14 protein-coding genes and 1 pseudogene are annotated in these 17,350 nt (G+C 44.7%); 8 read left to right on the forward strand and 7 right to left on the reverse strand.

Annotated features, from left to right (window positions below):
* Positions 1–60: 60 nt before the first annotated feature.
* Both CI595_RS23680 and bioB read right to left on the reverse strand, forming a co-directional pair.
* Positions 61–936 (reverse strand): YitT family protein, encoded by an 876-nt coding sequence (locus tag CI595_RS23680; protein ID WP_095176080.1) that lies wholly within the window; start codon positions 934–936, stop codon positions 61–63.
* A gap of 191 nt (positions 937–1,127) precedes the next feature.
* Positions 1,128–2,090: a biotin synthase BioB gene (gene bioB / locus CI595_RS23685; protein ID WP_095176081.1), complete on the reverse strand. Its 963-nt coding sequence runs from the start codon at positions 2,088–2,090 to the stop codon at positions 1,128–1,130.
* A gap of 133 nt (positions 2,091–2,223) precedes the next feature.
* Here bioB and CI595_RS23690 point away from each other — a divergent pair, with 133 nt between their 5' ends.
* Entirely contained in the window at positions 2,224–2,403 is a 180-nt protein-coding gene (locus CI595_RS23690) for a hypothetical protein (RefSeq protein WP_095176082.1), read from the forward strand.
* Between the two features lie 349 nt (positions 2,404–2,752).
* Positions 2,753–3,190, forward strand: coding sequence for a rhodanese-like domain-containing protein (locus CI595_RS23695; protein WP_095176083.1), 438 nt, complete (start codon positions 2,753–2,755; stop codon positions 3,188–3,190).
* A gap of 95 nt (positions 3,191–3,285) precedes the next feature.
* Here CI595_RS23695 and CI595_RS23700 read toward each other — a convergent pair whose 3' ends face one another.
* Positions 3,286–3,645, reverse strand: a complete 360-nt coding sequence (locus CI595_RS23700) for a PqqD family protein (protein WP_095176084.1) — start codon at positions 3,643–3,645, stop codon at positions 3,286–3,288.
* Positions 3,645–5,561: an OPT family oligopeptide transporter gene (locus CI595_RS23705; protein WP_095176085.1), complete on the reverse strand. Its 1,917-nt coding sequence runs from the start codon at positions 5,559–5,561 to the stop codon at positions 3,645–3,647. The genes CI595_RS23700 and CI595_RS23705 overlap by 1 nt, the downstream gene beginning before the upstream one ends.
* 203 nt (positions 5,562–5,764) lie before the next feature.
* Between CI595_RS23705 and CI595_RS23710 the strand changes: the two genes are divergently transcribed.
* From CI595_RS23710 to rpsI, 4 genes are all read left to right on the forward strand, one after another.
* Positions 5,765–6,697: an AraC family transcriptional regulator gene (locus tag CI595_RS23710; RefSeq protein WP_095176086.1), complete on the forward strand. Its 933-nt coding sequence runs from the start codon at positions 5,765–5,767 to the stop codon at positions 6,695–6,697.
* Positions 6,698–6,853: 156 nt separating this feature from the next.
* Positions 6,854–11,065 carry an alpha/beta hydrolase-fold protein gene (locus CI595_RS23715; RefSeq protein ID WP_162291965.1) on the forward strand — a complete coding sequence of 1,404 codons (4,212 nt, stop codon included), beginning with the start codon at positions 6,854–6,856 and terminating at the stop codon, positions 11,063–11,065.
* Between the two features lie 278 nt (positions 11,066–11,343).
* Complete coding sequence (rplM, locus tag CI595_RS23720) at positions 11,344–11,772, forward strand: 50S ribosomal protein L13 (RefSeq protein ID WP_065540580.1); 429 nt, start codon at positions 11,344–11,346, stop codon at positions 11,770–11,772.
* 16 nt (positions 11,773–11,788) lie between these two features.
* The gene (rpsI, locus tag CI595_RS23725; protein ID WP_095176088.1) at positions 11,789–12,181 is read left to right on the forward strand and encodes a 30S ribosomal protein S9; all 393 of its coding nucleotides are present in this window, start codon (positions 11,789–11,791) and stop codon (positions 12,179–12,181) included.
* Positions 12,182–12,924: 743 nt separating this feature from the next.
* On the opposite strand, the gene CI595_RS23735 is transcribed toward rpsI, so the two are convergent.
* From CI595_RS23735 to CI595_RS23745, 3 genes are all read right to left on the reverse strand, one after another.
* Positions 12,925–13,986, reverse strand: coding sequence for a CPBP family intramembrane glutamic endopeptidase (locus CI595_RS23735; protein ID WP_095176089.1), 1,062 nt, complete (start codon positions 13,984–13,986; stop codon positions 12,925–12,927).
* A 115-nt stretch (positions 13,987–14,101) separates the two neighbouring features.
* A complete protein-coding gene (locus tag CI595_RS23740; protein ID WP_095176090.1) occupies positions 14,102–14,824 on the reverse strand; it encodes a LytR/AlgR family response regulator transcription factor in 723 nt (240 codons plus the stop codon).
* Positions 14,825–14,842: 18 nt separating this feature from the next.
* Positions 14,843–16,207 carry a sensor histidine kinase gene (locus tag CI595_RS23745; RefSeq protein WP_095176091.1) on the reverse strand — a complete coding sequence of 455 codons (1,365 nt, stop codon included), beginning with the start codon at positions 16,205–16,207 and terminating at the stop codon, positions 14,843–14,845.
* A gap of 168 nt (positions 16,208–16,375) precedes the next feature.
* On the opposite strand from CI595_RS23745, the gene CI595_RS23750 reads away from it, so the two are divergent.
* Both CI595_RS23750 and CI595_RS23755 read left to right on the forward strand, forming a co-directional pair.
* Positions 16,376–16,960, forward strand: a complete 585-nt coding sequence (locus CI595_RS23750) for a P-loop nucleotide/nucleoside kinase family protein (protein ID WP_095176092.1) — start codon at positions 16,376–16,378, stop codon at positions 16,958–16,960.
* A 7-nt stretch (positions 16,961–16,967) separates the two neighbouring features.
* Positions 16,968–17,153: pseudogene (locus CI595_RS23755) on the forward strand (PD-(D/E)XK nuclease domain-containing protein); the annotation flags it as partial.
* Positions 17,154–17,350: the final 197 nt, after the last annotated feature.

Below are 17,350 nucleotides of genomic sequence, written 5' to 3' on the forward strand. Positions count from 1 at the left end.
CTTCGTTCCCCCCATACCCTGCTGCCTCCAGCCCCCGCCTCCTGATCCTCCGTCCCTTTTTCAACCATCCCCCCCACTCCCAATTTGAAACATCTCAAACCCTTCCCCATGCACCTCATTAGACTCCAACACAATGATAAACGCCTCCGGGTCCGCCTCCTTCACCATCTTCTGCACGAAATACATCTGCTTATTATTACAGGCACACATAACCACCTGTTTTTCGTCCATCCGATACCCGCCGGCCCCTTTCAAAATCGTACTCCCCCTTCCGCAGCACTCATCAATAACCTCGGTAACCTTCTGCCCATGCTCCGTCACAATCAAAGTCATCTTCCCTGCATTGATCCCATAAACCACCTTATCCACCACAATAGCAAACAGAAAATTAATGATCATTCCATAAATGATCCCATCCATATCCCGGAAAATGATTCCGCCCAAGAGAATGATCCCCACATCAGACAAAAAAGCGATCTTTCCAAGTGATAAATACGGCTTTAACGCCTTCACTGCCATAATAATAAAATCTGTTCCTCCTGTGGAAGAGTTCTGCATATAAATAATGGCATAACCAAGGCCGCCAAGCACACCGGTACAGATAGCTGACAACATTCGGTTCCCCTCATACACAGGAAACAAAGGTGCCAGATAGTCGATCATCACCGAAGAGATGATCATAGCCCGCAGGGACCGCAGAAAAAACTGCCGGCCCAAAAGCCGGAAACAGAGAATCGCCACCGGAATATTCAATACGATGATTGATATACCGATCGGAAGCTGAAACAAACGGTTTAAGATCAGGGCAATACCTGAAAATCCCGTCATAGGAAAATGTGAGGCCACAGCAAAGTTATAAATACCAACTGCGATAAAAACACTCCCCAGCAGTTCCATCCCAACATTCTTTATAAGAGCTTTATAATTGTTTTTCATATTAAAACCATCCTTTCCCGAAAAATACGCATAACTATATTGTTATGCAGAGCAAAGCAAAATTACCCATAAAATAACAAAAAAAGAGCTTATGCAAACGATTATTATAATCCGCATAAGCTCTTTTACAAAATTCAGTATATCAGAGAAAAAATCAGATTTCAAGCTCCTTTTTTCAAAAAACTTAATATCTACTCATAAAGCCTGATCTCAAATCCCAGTTCTTCAGCCAGGATTTTATCCTCATGGACAGTGACCCCTCCGGTAGTCAGCATATTTTGTGTGATTGCCCCATTCGCCCCTGATTGAAACACACGCCGTCCCTGGTCACCCATCAATCCTCTGCCGCCTGCCATGCGAAGAATAGCATCCGGCAGCAGAAAACGGAAAAGAGCCGCGGTCCGGCAGACATCCTCTTCTTTCAGAGGTGTGTTGTGTTCCAGAGGGGTGCCGGGGATGGGGTTCAGTACATTAATGGGGACAGACCGGATGTGCAGCTCTCTAAGTGTCAGCGCCATATCAATCCTGTCCTCCATAGTCTCCCCAAGTCCGATGATCCCTCCGCTGCACACGGTAAGTCCTGCTGCCTGTGCGTCCTGAATAGCCTGTATCTTATCCTCATATGTATGTGTGGTGCAGATTTTGGGAAAAAAGCGGCGGGAAGTTTCCAGGTTATTGTGATAACGGACAACGCCGGCAGATTTCAGCATCCCAAACTGTTTTTCGGTGAGCAGTCCCATGGATGCACACAGAGAAATACTGCACGTTTCTTGGATTTTCCGAAAGCTGTCACATACCTGTTCCACCTCTTTGTCGCTGAGACGTTTTCCGGATGTGACAATTGAAAAGCGAAGGATACCATTTGCTGCATTTGCTTCTGCCGCCTGCAGGATCTCCTCGGGGCTTAGGAGTGGATACACGGTTGTATTGGCCGCGTAGTGAGCGGACTGGGCGCAGTATTTGCAATCCTCGGGACATTTTCCGCTTTTACCGTTGATAATAGAACACATATCAAAAGCATTTCCGCAAAAGTGTCTGCGTATCTGGTCTGCGGCTTCACAAAGGGGGGAGAGTTCGGCAGATGATAGGTGCATTGCCTCTTCTTTGGTAAGGGAGTGGCCGTTTATGACTTTTTCTTTTAGTGTAGTGATCATTTTTATACCTCGTCTTTCGGGTTTTTGGTTTGTTTTGTTTATAGGGGAGTGTATTGGTATAGGAAATAATATAAAATATTGGGTGGAGAATGTCAACTATAAAATAGTGATTAGTTTACAATGAGGGCGGCTTTTGAGAGTGAAGTATTGGATGGGGGCTTATAAGATTGGGGGTGGGCAGTGGGGGATGAAGGCGGACGGGTGGTTGGGGCAGGCAGTGGGGGATGAAGGCGGACGGGTGATTGGGGCAGGGTGCTGTTCTCCTTTGGCAGCCAGCTTCGTTCCCCTTCAACTAAGCGCTAACTTCGACTAAGACGCTCAGCAAAGGCTTCGCGCCAAGTCTCCGTAACCGCTTATTTTCAGGCTCTCTGCCGCAATGTCTGCCAAAGGAGAACAGCACCCTGCCCCAACCGCCCTGGTTTTCTCAAGACAATAGGGGATTTGTAGTGATATTGTCATGGTGATAGAGATGGGATAAGATGAAGATGGGGTGTTTTTAATGGGAGAAGACGGATACCTGTCCAAAATAAAATTTATATCCATACTTGACAAGTTGAACTGAAACAATTATAATTACAGTATGAACTGTAACCGAAATAGCCACAGTATGTATAATCTGCTCACCATATTAGAATCCTATATAGCAGAGGAAAGGAAAACACATGAAGAAAAAGAAACAATGGCTTCTGGCGGTCATAGCCGCAGGTATCATGGCAGCAGCGCTGTCTGCGTGCGGACAGGACAAGACCAGCCGGGATACAAAGTCAGCCCAGGAGGACACAATGAAAACAGAGTATAAAAAGATCACAGCAGAAGAAGCGAAAGAGCGGATGGATAAAGACGATAAGATCATTATTTTGGATGTCCGTACAGAGGAGGAGTACCGGGAAGGACATATACCCGGAGCGATTGTGATCCCAAATGAGACGATCAGCAGCGAACCGTTAAAAGAACTGCCGGATTTAGATCAGGAAATCCTGGTATACTGCCGGAGCGGGAACCGCAGTGCCCAGGCTGCTAAGAAACTGATAGAGGCAGGATACACCCAGGTATACGATTTCGGGGGGATCACGGACTGGCCCTATGATACAGAAAAATAAAAAACAGTAATTTGATCTCCTCATAGCTGCCGGGTATTCACACACAAAGTAAAACCAGCGCACCATGGATTCCTTCCTCCACAGTGCGCTGGTTTTTATACATCCTTATTCAGTTTAATGAAATGATAACTTTCCAGTACCTGAAAGAATTTAGCCAGCCTCTCATAGAGAGGGGCTGCCTCCTCACCAAAATGTGCATCCACCTCTTTGCCCAGTTCAATAATATTTTTCTTACCATCGATCAAAGGCCAGACGAAACTTCCCAGCTTGTCCAGATGGACATGGGTGTATTTCGGGCGGTTAAAGCATTTTTGTGCCAACCGGTTGAAAAATCCGGTGTTCTCAACATCCAGGGTCACAATCCCCTTTTTGTCTGTTTTCCAAGTGAGAAGTGTATTCCTCTCAGGAATAAATTCCAGATAGTTCTTATCAATGACATTTTCTTTGTTTTTCATTATTTATTCTCTTTGCGTTTTCTCCAGAGAGAAAATTTGAGCAGACTCAGGATCACCAGTGCAAATACAACAAGGCTTCCGATGTTTGAAACGGCTGCCGGCAGATTAAGTCTGCTGGATAGGTCAATCGCTTTATCAATATGGAAGACCGCGAATACAGCCAGAAGAATGCCCACCAGACCTTCCCCGGCGATCATACCGGAGCAGTAAAGCACACCGTCATTGACAATGGCATCTTTTTTCTTTTTATCTTTCATATTCATTTTGTCAAATACCAGACGAACAAGTCCACCAACCATAATGCAGGCATTTAACTGGACCGGAAGATATACACCGATTGCAAATGGAAGTACCGGGATACCCACGATCTCCACTGCGATCGCCAGGAATACACCGATAAATACCAGTGTCCATGGCAGGTTGTTTTCCATAACACCTTCCACGATCATCTTCATCAGCATGGCCTGTGGTGCACCCAGTTCTTCGGAACCAAATCCCCATGCAGCATTCAGCAGGTATAACACACCGCCGATTGCCAGAGCAGCAGCAAATACACCGATGAACTCACCAATCTGCTGTTTCTTAGGAGTGGAGCCCAGAAGGTAACCGGTTTTCAAATCCTGTGAGGTATCGCCTGCAATGGCAGCTACGATACAGATGATGGAACCGATTGCGATAGCGCCCTGCATTCCGTGGATTCCGCTGTCGCCTGTTGCCTTCAGCAGGATAGTGGCGATCAGCAGCGTGGCAATTGCCATACCGGAAACAGGGTTGTTGCTGCTTCCTACCAGACCGACCATTCTGGAAGATACGGTAGCGAAGAAGAAACCGAAGATTACTACGATAATGGCACCCATGAAAGTTACCGGAATCGGAGGAGCCAGCCAGATAGCAATCGTGATCAGAAGCACACCGCCCAGAATGACACCCATATTCAGATCCTGTCCTGTTCGGGTTGTGTTGGTATTTGTATTGCCTTTCAGGCTCTTCATGGCATCACGGAATGTACGGATGATCAGGGGCAGGGATTTCACCAGGCTGATGATACCGCCCGCTGCCAATGCACCTGCGCCGATATAACGGATGTAACTTCCCCAGATAGCACTTGCACCGCCTTCTGCGAACATTTCACCGATGGGGGCAGTTCCCGGATACAGAGTCAGGTCAGCACCGAAAAGCACAACAGCCGGAATCAGAACCATCCAGCTTACCAGACCGCCGGCAAACATATAAGAAGAAATACGAGGACCACAGATATAACCCACACTCATAACAGCCGGATAGATCTGCGTTCCGATTTCACCTGCAAAGCCCTTTACTCTCAGGGATACTTCACTTGGAACTATTTTCAAACCGTCAATGACGAATTTGAAGACTGCCGCAAATCCCATACCGGCAAATACAGTGGACGCGTTTGCGCCTCCTTCTTCACCTGCCAGAAGGACTTCCGCACATGCAGTTCCCTCCGGATAAGGAAGAATGCCGTGTTCTTTTACGATCAGGGCATTTCTCAGCGGTACCATGAAAAGTACACCCAGAAGGCCGCCCAGCAGGGCGATCAAAGTGATTTCCAGAATACTCGGGGTTTCCATTTTGCCATCAGCAGCCCATAAGAACAGGGCAGGTAAAGTAAAGATGGCACCTGCAGCCAGAGACTCACCGGCGGAACCGATGGTCTGTACAATGTTGCTTTCCAGGATGGAATTCTTGCGCATGATAACGCGGATGACTCCCATGGCTAGAACGGCTGCGGGGATGGACGCGGAGATTGTCATACCTACACGAAGTCCCAGGTAAGCATTGGCAGCGCCGAAAACGACGGCCAGAATGATACCCATAACAATGGAGGTGACAGTTAATTCCGGCGTTACGCGCTCGGCCGGAATATAAGGCTTGAATTCTTTTTGTTCATTCATAGTCTTTCTCTCCCTTATATTTTATGCTCTCCTATTATATCGAAAAATATAAAAAACTGCAATAAAGAAAAGAGTTCTCAGAGTAAATACCAGTAAATTACGGATAAATATGACAAATAAAGACACAATCCTGCAAATATAATGTATAATATAAAAAATATCATACACCTAAAATACAGTATGAAAAGCAGGAGAAGAAAAAAGTGGGGCGGAAAAAGAAAAAATATGTGGAGGACCATATTTTCAGAATATATCCGGACTATCCGTTAATGGTACTGGATAAAATCGCATGGGCAAAAGCAGGGGCAAATGATCCCCTTCATTTTCATTATTATCTGGAGATTGGCTATTGTTATGAGGGGCAGGGAACGATCATGAGCGAGGGGAAAGAGGCAGCCTTCAGTCCGGGAAGCATCAGCCTTGTGGCACCGAATCTGCTGCATGCCACACGAAACGAAAATGGCGTGTATACTATGTGGGGCTATCTGTTCGTAGACTTGGAGGATTTTGTAAAACTGTTTTCATTCATTGATGAAAGAATGCATTTGAAACTTTGCAGACAATTATTTTATGGGATCCAGATTTTGGATGAGAGGAAACATGGGCAGATCACCTCTCTGTTGAAACAGATCTTCAAAGCAGCGGATGAAAAAAAGGGAACCTATAAGGTGCAGATCATGAACATGCTGTGTGCCTTTTTGTTTATGCTGTATGATGTGCTGGAGCATGATCATATGGCTGAGGAGGAGGCAGTGAGCCTGCCCCTTCTGCCGGCCATTGATTATATATTCGACCATTATATGGAACAGATAAAAGTGGGTGAGCTGGCCGCAATGTGCCATTTCAGTGAGAGCCATTTCCGTAAGGTATTCCAGAAAATGAAGGGGCTCGGTCCGGTGGATTACATTAACTGCATAAGAGTCAGGGAAGCGTGCTGGAGGCTCCAAAATACAATGGAGCCGATCAGGATCATCGGGGAGAAGTGCGGCTATCTCTCCATATCATCCTTTGAGCGGAATTTTAAAAAACGTATGGGCGTTCTGCCGGCAAAATGGAGGGAGGAAAGACGGCTTTACAGAAAAAAGGAGAGGGGAGAATACGAAATTAAAAAGATCCTGGTGGAGGAGCAGAAATGAAACAGGAAAGAAAATCAGATTTGATTGTTTAAGGAGCGATTTTGCTTACTATGAGGAAGGCTTATCCTGTATTTTAAAGGTATGAATCTGACAATATGACGGGAGTTAAAAAGGGAGAATAAAAGTCATATGTCAAAATGTACAGGAGGAGCTTTTATGAAGAGAAAGATTGTGACGGTTTTACTAACTCTTTCCATGGTTCTTAGCAGCATTATTTCGCCTCTGGAAATAAAGGCGAAAACAGAAGCGGCTGATAACCAGAGTGTGGAGTGGAATGGGAATACCTGCGAGTATCAGGTGGTACTCCCTGAGGGATATGACCCGGATGGGGGACTGCAATATCCGGTTATGTACCTGCTTCCGGAGGACGGATTGGGAAATTATCCGGAGGGAATGGAAGATGTACTGCAGGAAACCATGTCCGGGGAAAAAGGAATGGATATGATCCTGGTAAAACCTGTATTTACCATGGATATGGACGTACGGCAGGTCATGGATCTGGTTGCTGCTGATGTGGATGCAAGGTATAATACGGTTCCGGGAGCCGCCAACAGAGCAGTTGTGGGGACCGGTGTGGGTGGATATCTTGCATATATACTGGGGTTGACAGAGACAAAAGAATCTGAGGACCGGGAGGATCCAAAGGAAGCGGAAGAACAGTCAGAAGAGACGGCAGGTCAGCCGGAAACAGACGTGGATTCCCGGGCCGGGCAGGATAATGAGGAAAATACAGACATAGACAAATCGGACCCCTCGGATTCTGATACACAGGATTCCGGAAAGACTGAGGAAGCAGATACACAGAATCCGCAGGAGAGCGGAAAGTCTGAGGAAGCAGATACACAGAATCCGCAGGAGAGCGGAAAGTCTGAGGAAGCGGATGCACAGAATCTGCAGGAGAGCGGAAAGTCTGAGGAAGCGGATGCACAGAATCTCCAGGGGACCGGAAAAACAGTAGAAACAGATGTACAAAATCTCCAGGGGACCGGAGAGACAGTAGAAACAGATATACAGAATCTTCAGGGGACCGGAAAGACAGTAGAAACAGATGTACAGAATCTCCGTGGAACCGGAAAGACTACGGAAGCAGATACACAGAATCTCCAGGGGACCGGAAAGACAGCGGAAATAAATGCACAGATTCCACAGACCCCCCAGGATACCGGAAAAACTGCGGAAATAGATGCACAGACCCCACAGGAGTCTGGAAAGAACGCAGAAACAGATGCACAGACCCCTCAGGAGTCCGAAAGCAATGAGGATACCGATGCACAGACTCCGCAGGAATCCGAAAAGAATACGGACATGAATGCACAAAAACCGCAGGAGACCGATACGGATGCACCCGAAACACTTGATGCACAGCAGAAGGTAATTGCAGGAACTCCTCTTACAACACCTAAAACATTCGGCATGATCGCCAGTATCAGAGGTGATTTTGTCAGCAGTGAAAACCCCTGGTATGAGATATACGGTGATGTATATGATTATTTAGTGCAGTGCCAGAATGCAAAGAAGGGATTTTATAACAGTTTCTACACGTACATGGATGCACCGGCGGGCGATGGATGGACAAATATGGCCCACTCTACCAGCGATATGGGCGCATTGTTTATCAGTTGGGAAAAATCCATTTCCTTTGACTATCATGAATTTACGGTCAGAACAGGCTCTTACAGCGCCAAATACCTGCAGGAATCTCTGGAAAGAGTTGTAAGCCGCATGACAAACCGCTTTTTTTCCGGTATGGCGTCAGGAAATGTTTCTCTGAAAAAAGCAGCGCTTACAGGAAATGATAAGACGGCGGAAGTGAACTATTCCATAGAGATTGGAAATAGGTATGCTGAATTTTTCCGGGGAGGGAACAGCAAAATGGATATCACCATTGCAGTTCTTGATCCCTCCACAAAAGAGGTATTATACGATACCACCATTTCACAGACCATAAACGGCCCCGGAAAGTATGAGGGCGGTGTGAAGGTTCCGAATAAAGTAAATAAGACGTCCTCCACGATCCAAATGTACGCTGATCTTTTAGGCGTCCGCCTGGACCTTGATACAGCCACACTGATCCGGATCCAGGATACCGGGGAGTCGGAAGATGAGCAGCAGATCGATCTGATGGGGGACTGGTACTTTAACTATGTAGGGTTGTCTGACCCGTTTCAGGCAGATACATTGACCGCAGAGGAATATGAATCATGGTCCGTGGTTCAGCCGGCCCTTGCCAACTGGGAACAGGGATTTGGAAATATTACAAAAATCTGGTATATGAACACCGGCTGGGGCTGGTATGCCAGAACCTTTGAACTGCCGGAAGATTTCACGAAAGAGAATTTGACACTTTCCATCGGCTATATGGATGACAGAGGCGAAGTTTTTGTCAACGGAAAAAGAGTGGGAGGAACCGGTGTCAAGGAAGACGGCAGCAGTACAGGGGATACAACCTGGGCTGTTCTCAGCAAATTTTCCATTGACCCAAGTATATTGAACTACGGTGGTACAAATACGGTGTATGTGCATGTATACAATGATCCTCCGTACGGCGGCGGCGGATGGTACAGTGGTCCGGTTGGCCTTTACAGTCAGGCTGCTTACAATAAACTGCAGGGCCTGCCCTCCAGAGTGCCTGAAAAAGAAGTAAAAGAGTCTGTAACAGAGGCAGTTGCATATCAGAATACCTGTTTGGAAGAAGGAAAAATAGAAGACTATGCAAATACAATAGCAGAGGACTACTTCTCATCAGGAAATAAAAAGGAAGACAGGCTAAAAGAGGCAGAAGCACTGATAAATGAGAATGACATTACGGGTATTGAGGATACCGGTATTACCATATTTGAGACAGAGGATAAAGAGGGTGTCACTTCTTATTTATATAATGCAGAGAGAAAAATTACTTTTGCAGACGGAAATATACAGGAAATAAAGTTCCAGGATACATATATCAGCAGAGATGACAGGATTTATATGTATGGAAATCATTCCAGATTTTTTGAGACTTCATACGATTCTGCTTATGCGGCATCCGCGGCAGGTGTAGAAGGAACAGCAGAAGAAAAATATCTGGTATACCTGCCGGAAGGGTATTTTGAATCTGACAGAAATTATCCGACTACTTATCTGCTGCACCAGTTTAACAGTGACCATACATCATACATGACAGATAATGTAGACAGGCTTTTTGATGAAGCGATTGAGGAAGGTCTCATTGATGAAATGATCGTGGTAATACCAAACAGTGCGGAGAGCAGTTGGTGGAGAGGTGACTGGGAGAAGATGGTCACAGATGAGATAGTGCCCATGATGGATGCGGGGTACAGGACGATCCGGGATGCCAGATACCGTTTGACAGCAGGAGCATCCATGGGCGGACAGGGGGCTTATGGCCTGGCTCTGCGCAATCCTGATCTGTTTTCAGGTGCAGTCAGCTTCTTCGGAGCGTTCAGTATGGGTGGTGACTACAGCCCAAATAAAATTGTACAGGAGGTATCAACAGAATACCTGCAGTATTTTTCCATGTATTTTATGTGCGGAAACCAGGATCTCTATGGCTTCGGCGTTCCGGCCATTGAACTGGATGCCGCTCTTACGGAACGTGGTGTGGAGCATTGCTTCTTCATTGAGAACGGGGACCACAACAGTGAATTTTATATCCCTTACTTCAAATCCGCATTTTCTTATGTGAGAGATCATATGTATCAGGCAGACGAAGCGGTGACAGAGCAGATTGGCGGTTCGGCGGTTCTGGAAAATACAGATGGAAAGGCCATTGTAAAGGCCGGGATCAAAGTTGAGGACAGCATCAGCAGTTATATGAATAAGATACCGGAATCCATATACACAGAGAATGAAGCTCCGTCACTCTCCATACCGGTTACCCTTGCGGTCACACAGGGAGGTAAAACCGTATACACCGCATCTGAACGGGACTATACGGCAGACGGTTCTGCAGAAGACAGTTTTTCTTATGACATAACAGGCAGTATCAACCCGGATGAAGCATATGATGTGAGCTGGACGGCTGCTGTTTTTGATAAGACAGTGGAATTGGCACATGTAAGTGTTGAGAAAAAGGATGATGGCAAGGACCCGTCTGATGATGGAAAAGATGACGGCAAGGACGATGGCAAGGATGATGGTAAAGACGACGGAAAAGATGACGGCAAAGGCGGAGATAAAAAAACTCCCGGTACAAAACCTTCCGATCAGGGAGGTGGTACAGGAAGCAAGGGGACTAAGACAACAAGTGCCGGCAATGCCAAGACAGGAGACGAGACACCGATTGTACTTTATCTCATATTAGCTGCCACAGGACTGGGCGGGATCGGCCTTGTAATAAAAAAGAAAAAACAGGTCCGCAAGTCATAATATTTTGAGTTCTGTAAATATTATATAGGAAGGAAGTGGCAGCCCGACAGACAAATCCGTCTGCCGGGCTGGTCCATTTAGATGGGAAGCACGCAGAAAGGCTTATTTTTTGCCAAAATTTCGAGAAAACCTGTTGACATGCCCGGATAAGTGTAATATAATATCTCAATGTGACGTAGTGCGAAAATACCTAGCCAAAAGCCCCGGTATGGTATTTTTCATTATAAATTTATGAATTTGAATATTACTGTATATGCTGAAAATTAGGAGGTAAAACCATGAACACTTATATGGCTAATCCGGATAAGATTGAAAGAAAATGGTATGTAGTGGACGCTGAAGGCAAAACCTTAGGCCGCCTTGCATCTGAAGTAGCTAAAGTTTTAAGAGGAAAAAACAAACCAGTTTTCACTCCTCATGTTGATACAGGTGATTATGTAATCATCGTTAACGCTGAGAAAGTAAGCGTAACTGGTAAGAAATTAGACCAGAAGATTTATTATCATCACTCTGACTATGTTGGCGGAATGAAAGAGACCACATTGAGAGAAATGATGGCTAAAAAGCCGGAAAAGGTTCTTGAACTCGCTGTTAAGGGAATGCTTCCGAAAGGACCTTTAGGAAGATCCATGATCAAAAAGCTGCACGTTTACGCAGGACCGGAACACAAGAATGCAGCTCAGAAGCCAGAAGTATTAACATTTTAATAGGAGGTAGAGAACATTGGCTAGTACAAAATTCTATGGAACAGGAAGAAGAAAATCATCTGTAGCTCGTGTTTACTTAGTACCGGGAACAGGTAAGATCACTATCAATAAAAGAGACATTGATGAATATTTCGGATTAGAGACACTGAAAGTTGTTGTTCGTCAGCCCTTAGTGGCAACTGAGACAGCAGACAAATTTGACGTGTTAGTAAACGTTCATGGCGGTGGATTTACAGGACAGGCTGGTGCTATCCGTCACGGAATCTCCAGAGCATTACTGGAGGCAGATGCTGAGTACAGACCAGTATTAAAATCCGCTGGTTACCTGACTCGTGACCCGAGAATGAAAGAGAGAAAGAAATACGGTCTCAAAGCAGCTCGTCGTGCACCGCAGTTCAGCAAACGATAATAAAGAACTTTATAAGAGAATTGTCAGAACCCTTGAAAATGCAGTATTTTCAAGGGTTCTTTTATATTTCGGATGGTCATAAAGCAATATAAAAAGATATGGAAATATGTGGGTAACTGACAGGTAACTAACACGTAAGTGACAAACAGAAAAAAGTTTTTATCATGTCTTATGTAAGACTGAGCATAAGACATAAAAAGATATTTAATGAAAAGAAATAAAGAATTGTATGAAATTGGATAATATGATAAAATTCGACTATGGAACAATCGTGTTACAGGGTGTGTTGACCTCATTCTAAAAGAATGGGGGTGATGCCTATGAAAAATCATTTTGATTTTAAGGATTTAATGACCTTCGGTCTTTTCCTTTTGGCATTACTTACATTCGTTTTTACGTTTTGTAAGTAGCTATACATAGCAAAAACCACCCTGATACTTGGTCGGTTCGGGTGGCTTTGCTATCTCATTAATCGGTCAACCACCTTGTGGGCGGTTGTTCCTTTTCTATCTATAATATAACATAAGGGTTCATTCAATTCAACACAAAATTGAGATATAAAGCAGCATCAAATCGTAAGAAGAGGAATAGAATCAGTACGAATGGAGATATTTTTGGTTTCCATAGGCCATAATCTCTATAAATAACATAATAAGCAGAAGAGACTACAGAAAGCAGCCTAAAAAGAAGAAGCAGTAATCTGTGGGGAAGGGGCTTTTTTCACAGCCCCTTTTGCATGTCTTCTATTGAACAGAATTCGCTGCTTCCGCCGCCGCAGCATCTGCCCGTTCATCCATAGTCGGTATTCTGTTCTTGCGGTCCCTGAAAACCTTTGAGGCCAGAAAGCCCAGAAACAGAAGAGAATTCACGATCAGCAGGAATACAACGTCATTCCAGGTGATTGTCTGGTTGGAGATTACTTCTGCTGAAAAGGTGCCCGTGGCAACCAGGGCCATATTATTGTTTAAGTAATGGGCAATTACAACCACCCAAATATTATTGGTCTTCATATAGGCATAGGCAAAGAATACTCCCAATGTTACACAGGTAATGAGCTGGGAAGCTACACTGATAATTCCCATGGATGGGGAAGTATAGTAAAAGAAATTTAGGGGCAGATGCCAGAAGCCCCAGATAAGTCCCAGCAGTATAACACCTTTTCTCATACCGAATTTCTTCTGTAAAAGCGGCTGGAGATAATAGCGCCATCCGTATTCCTCGCCGAAGAATGCAGAGAAACTGAGGTAAAAGCTGGGTATGAAAGTAGCCATTACAATCCAGGCGGTTGGATTCTTGAAGATATCTGCAAAGTAGCCAATCTGGCCGCTGATGCCGTAAGAGACAGCCAGTCTGAGTATATACAGCGCCAGAAAGAGCAGAGACATAAGGAATGTCAGCTTCCATTTGCCGCCTTTCATGCCGTAAGCCTTGCGCCGCGCGGAACCTTCGATAAAATACAGGATCCACAGTACAAGGGAACCGCCTATCATCAGCCACTGGCTCATGATTGCCCAGATAGTGGAAGAGGAGAAAACACTTCCAATAGCAGCAACTACCAGCGCAGCAGTAAGCAGAATAAATCCAATAAAAAAGCGGCGCGGCAGTAAAGCATCTCCTTTTCGTGTGATCAATGCCGCCAGCATAACACCTGCCGCAGGATAATACATTTGGGCATTGGGAAATATGGAGAGGCTGGCCCCTTTACTATATCCAAAGCCCATAAAAATTCCAAGAATAAATGGCAGCAAATAGGCAACTGCCAGAAAAATAATAATCTGTTTTTTGGTTTTTTCTTTCATTTTCATTATCTTCTCCTCTTACATTTAATTTGTTGCCGTTACTCTAACACAGATAAGGAGAAGAATGATAAATGTTTCGTAAATGGTATAGAATGCTTCGCAAACGGAATCAAAATATCTGTTATGGCAGATTCAGTTTCGCCCTGCGGGATAGCAGGCAATGTTCCCCGTTGGTTAATTCTACAAAATTTTCTTTTAGATGAATCTTGTGAATATGCTCCCGGTTGACCAGATAACCACGGTGGCAGCGCCAGAATCCTTTTCCCAATTCTTCTTCGATAGCTGTAAGGCAGCCATAGAATTCTACGGTTTCGTTAAGCAGGCGCAGAAGCACCAGATGCTTTCTCCCGATTGCTTCCAAATAGAGAATCTGAGAAAGGGGGATATGCCGGATAGTATCTGCCATTTTCAGGGGGTAATAAGGTGTGTCCTCCTTTGGTTCAGCCAAAATCCGTTTCTCAGCGTTTGCAAGGCAGCTCTGGATCCGGCTTTTGATTCGATCCTCATCTCCTTTTACCACATAATCCATTGCTTCTAATTGATAGCGAAATGTTTCGGCGGCTAAGTCCTCATGTGCGGTGATAAAGATAATAAATCCCCGGGAGTCCAGACTGCGGATTTTACGGGCCAGTTCAAATCCGTTCATTGAGCCGGGAAAGTCAACGTCCAGAAAGTAGATGCCCCGGTGGCATTTACCGCTTATTTCCACCAGCAGTTCTTCCGGAGCTGTGAAAGTCTGTATGGGGCCCATGTCGTAGGCGGCAATCATGACCTGGTCCGAAACCAGCTTTTTCAACTGGGATAACAGCAAAGTTTCATCATCACATATGTAGATTGGTATCATCGGTGTTGCCTCCTTATTTCAGTATTCATTTAGCGGAAGCCTGATTTCGTAATGGAACATATCATCTTTCAGGTTCATGTTGGTAATGCAGCCGGGGTACTTCCGTGTGATTTTCCGAAGGCTCATCAGCCCGGTGCCGCGGCTGTCTCCTTTGGTTGTATAGTTGTCATGGCTCATTTTAACCAGATCAGGTTGTTCTGCATAGGAATTGGCAACAGCAGCAAGAAGCTGTGTCTCCGTCTGCAGCAATACCAGGCTGATACGTGGCTTTTTACTTATTTTCGCCGCCTCAAAGGCATTATCCAGCAAAATCCCCAGACTCCGCAGCAAGTCCTGCTGCTGCATCCCTTCTGAAACGACCGGGTAGAGAACTTCTACATTGGTCGAAATACCAGCCTGCTGCATTCGGGCAAGCTTGGAAGTTACCAGACTCCGAAGAGGCGGGAGCTGTATTCGATTAACCGCTTCCAGATTCTTTATCTCATCCCCCAGCCTTTCATCAAAATAGCTGCTGGTATTGCGCATAAAATCCTGAATCCCTTTCAGATCCCCATCTCTGGCCTGTAATGACATTCCAGCCATCAGATTAATGAAATCATGGCGGAAAGAGCGCATTTCCTGCTGAAGTTCTTCCAGCAGAGCCAGATGGGACTGCTGCTGGAGAATAATATTTTCCTGGGCTTTTACACGTTCCTTGTTGGCTTGATACATGGCTGTAAACTGAAGAAAAAACAGTGCCAGCGCAATCAGGGCAACGGAATAAGACGCGGTGAGCAGTGAAACTTTTTCCACTGGAAACAGCAGCCGGATTATGGTATAGATGTGCATCAGCAGCAGACTGATGATGAAAGTAATGGCTGCCCGGATGCGGTTTGTGAACAAAACCCCCAAGTAACCACTAAATTCTAACTTCCTCAGCAGCAATGCAATTGACAGAGAAGATATCATCATTATGGCATGAGGAATAACAGACACGATTATGCTGTACAGATAAATATTGTCCATTTCAGGAGTATAATTCGTAAATACTTCTTCTGCCAGAGAGCCAAGGGTGAAAACCACAAAATGTGCCAGCGCCGCAGCCGTAATCGTCCGAAGCACATTCTGGCGGTAAGTCCAGATGAGCAGAAATATCAGGATAACTACGTGAAGGGTATATAAGTAAATATTCCAACTGATGATAAAGGATTCATCATCAATTACACCCTGTATCAGAAGTTGATTGGCTACTACCTGGATTAAGTAATAAATGGTACAGAATAGTACGGCGTTCTTCTTGTGTATTTTTTCACCCAACATACGTACAGTCAGAACATATATGCCCAGAGAGTAGCAAGTCGACATAAAGAGAAGTGTACCCCAGACGAAAATAAAATCAAACATTTCTACTTCCTTTCGTTTGTCTTACGTTATGTAATAAGTAAACCACAGATAAACATGAAATAAAAGTGTATTTTTATCCAATGAAAACTTTTTTTGATGTAGGGGTGTGTTAAAATAAATTAAAAGAACAGAGAGAATTACAGAATTTATTGAAAGGGCGGAAGCCATATGAAAAAGGGAAGGATTGTCATAATCACAGGAGCCCCCGGAACCGGGAAAACGACAACAGCATCGATGACTGCCAAAGAATCCAGTCTGGAAAAGTCAGTACATATGCATACAGATGACTTTTATCATTATCTTAGCAAAGGAGCAATACCTCCGCATTTACCAGGATCCAATGGACAAAATGTAATCGTTATGGAAGCTTTCCTAGAAGCTGCAAAACGTTATGTGCGCGGAGGCTATGATGTGATTGTGGACGGAATCATAGGCCCCTGGTTTTTAGAGCCATGGTTAAAAGCCGTGCAGGATGGCTACGAGGTGCATTACATTATATTGAGAGCCAATAAAGAGGAAACTATGAAACGCGCTGTTGGACGGGATAAACTGGACAGGGAAACCAACATGGAACTGGTGGAAATAATGTGGGAGCAATTCAATGATCTGGGGTGTTATGAACCTTATGTTATGGACATAACAGATTGCTCTGTTGAAGAAACAGCGTCTATGATAATAGAAGTGGTTGAGAGTAAAACGCGTTTACTGAGGGGGAATGGAAATGCTAAAGAAGAAACTTCCTATTGGCATTGATAATTGAATTATCATTGAAGTGAAATATGCCCATGACGGTAATCTGGATGCTGCCTGCGGAGAAGCGTTAAAACAAATAGAACATACCGGATACGAAGATGACTTGCAGGATGATGGGGTGAAGGATATCCTGAAATACGGTATTGCATGTTATAAAAAGCGGTGTAAGGTTATGCTGGCTGAAAAGATATGATAATGGTCTGTGAAATTAAAAAAGTAAGAACATTTTCTTAAAGTAAGTGTTCTTTTTTTTATGATTAAACTGGATTAAAATGATTATTATAGCTTTGGATTGTGCAAAGATAAAATTACAACAGTAGGCGGTTTGTAAAGGAGTTATTTCAATAACCACCCTGATGCTTGGTCGATTTTCGCCGCAATAACCTGCAC

This window comes from Blautia hominis (assembly GCA_002270465.1).
GTDB classification, from domain to species: domain Bacteria; phylum Bacillota; class Clostridia; order Lachnospirales; family Lachnospiraceae; genus Blautia; species Blautia hominis.

What these genes read in the sequence shown, in the direction of transcription:
- CI595_RS23680 (WP_095176080.1), bottom strand. Translation starts at nt 936, where the DNA reads ATGAAAAACAATTATAAAGCTCTTATAAAGAATGTTGGGATGGAACTG.
- bioB (WP_095176081.1), bottom strand. Translation starts at nt 2,090, where the DNA reads ATGATCACTACACTAAAAGAAAAAGTCATAAACGGCCACTCCCTTACC.
- CI595_RS23695 (WP_095176083.1), top strand. Translation starts at nt 2,753, where the DNA reads ATGAAGAAAAAGAAACAATGGCTTCTGGCGGTCATAGCCGCAGGTATC.
- CI595_RS23700 (WP_095176084.1), bottom strand. Translation starts at nt 3,645, where the DNA reads ATGAAAAACAAAGAAAATGTCATTGATAAGAACTATCTGGAATTTATT.
- CI595_RS23705 (WP_095176085.1), bottom strand. Translation starts at nt 5,561, where the DNA reads ATGAATGAACAAAAAGAATTCAAGCCTTATATTCCGGCCGAGCGCGTA.
- CI595_RS23715 (WP_162291965.1), top strand. Translation starts at nt 6,854, where the DNA reads ATGAAGAGAAAGATTGTGACGGTTTTACTAACTCTTTCCATGGTTCTT.
- rplM (WP_065540580.1), top strand. Translation starts at nt 11,344, where the DNA reads ATGAACACTTATATGGCTAATCCGGATAAGATTGAAAGAAAATGGTAT.
- CI595_RS23735 (WP_095176089.1), bottom strand. Translation starts at nt 13,986, where the DNA reads ATGAAAATGAAAGAAAAAACCAAAAAACAGATTATTATTTTTCTGGCA.
- CI595_RS23740 (WP_095176090.1), bottom strand. Translation starts at nt 14,824, where the DNA reads ATGATACCAATCTACATATGTGATGATGAAACTTTGCTGTTATCCCAG.
- CI595_RS23745 (WP_095176091.1), bottom strand. Translation starts at nt 16,207, where the DNA reads ATGTTTGATTTTATTTTCGTCTGGGGTACACTTCTCTTTATGTCGACT.
- CI595_RS23750 (WP_095176092.1), top strand. Translation starts at nt 16,376, where the DNA reads ATGAAAAAGGGAAGGATTGTCATAATCACAGGAGCCCCCGGAACCGGG.